The organism is Streptomyces sp. NPDC031274 (assembly GCF_055570235.1).
Genome location: NZ_JBVIHP010000292.1, coordinates 1 through 1271, shown reverse-complemented (window position 1 = coordinate 1271; position 1271 = coordinate 1). Strand labels below are relative to the sequence as shown.

The following is a 1271-nucleotide window of genomic DNA, read 5'->3' as shown; positions in this document are numbered from 1 at the left end:
GTGGCCCCTGGACCTCCTCGTACTGGCCTGCACCATCGGCGCCCCCGCCCTCCTCGTCGGCGCCCCCGCCCAACTCGCCCTCGACGGCGGCGAGATCCGCGCCGCCAAGCTCTGGCTGGTCAGCGACTACCCGCACGCCTTCGCCACCGCCCTCCTCGGCCTGGCCCTGCTCGCCCCGCTCCTCTACCCCCTCGGCGCCTACGCCACCGCCCGAGCCGCCCTCGCCCGCCTCCTCCTCGCCCCGCGCGAGGCCGAGTTGACCATCCAGCTGGCAGAAGTGACCCGCTCCAGGGCCCGCCTGGTGGACGCCTTCGAAGCCGAGCGGCGCCGTATCGAGCGTGACCTGCACGACGGGGCCCAGCAGCGCCTCGTCGCGCTGACCATGACCCTGGGCCTGGCCAGGCTCGACGCCGCCCCCGGCAGCCCTCTCGCCGCCCAGCTCGCCACGGCCCACGACGAGGCGGGGAACGTCCTCACGGAACTGCGCGAACTCATCCGCGGCATCCACCCCCAGGTTCTCGTCGACTACGGTCTCGCCGCCGCCATCGAGGACGCCGCCGAACGCTCCCCGATCCCCGTCGACACCGACCTGGACGACCTGCCCCGGCTCCCCGAACCCGTCGAATCCGCCGGGTACTTCACCACCCGGGAAGCGCTTACCAACATCGCCCGCCACAGCGAAGCGACCCGCGCGCACATCAGCGTCCGCCACGAGGACGAGACCCTCCGCATCGACGTGCGCGACGAGGGCAAGGGCGGCGCGGACCCCGACCGGGGCACCGGCCTGACCGGACTGGCGGACCGGATCGCGGTGCTCGATGGCACACTGACCGTCACCAGCCCACCCGGCGGCCCGACCGCACTGTCCGTGGAGATCCCGTGCCGAGCCCAGCAGTCCCCAGCCCTCGCCACCGACTGAGGATCGTCGTCGCCGAGGACAGCGTGCTGCTCCGTGAAGGGCTCATCGGCCTGCTCACCCGCTTCGGCCACGAGGTACCGGCCGCGCTCGGCGACGCGGAAGGGCTGCGCGCCGCCGTCGAGGCGCACGAACCGGACCTCGTCCTCACCGACGTACGCATGCCGCCCTCCTTCCAGGACGAAGGGCTGCGTGCCGCCCTCGCACTGCGCGCCGAGCGGCCCGATCTCCCGGTGCTCGTGCTCAGCCAGTACGTGCAGCGTTCCTACGCCGCCGAGCTCCTGGACACCGGCGACGGCACTGGCGTCGGCTATCTGCTCAAGGACCGGGTGGGCCAGGTCGAGCAGTTCGCCGA

Annotated in this window: 2 protein-coding genes; both read left to right on the top strand. The window is 73.2% G+C overall.

The genetic code is table 11. The features are described from left to right. The coding region (locus ACZ5CR_RS45765) for a sensor histidine kinase (RefSeq protein WP_468869774.1) at window positions 1-919 on the top strand (919 nt) is incomplete at its 5' end. Then, window positions 880-1271: response regulator (locus tag ACZ5CR_RS45760; protein WP_468869768.1), on the top strand; the 392-nt coding region annotated here is incomplete at its 3' end. The genes ACZ5CR_RS45765 and ACZ5CR_RS45760, both read left to right, overlap by 40 nt.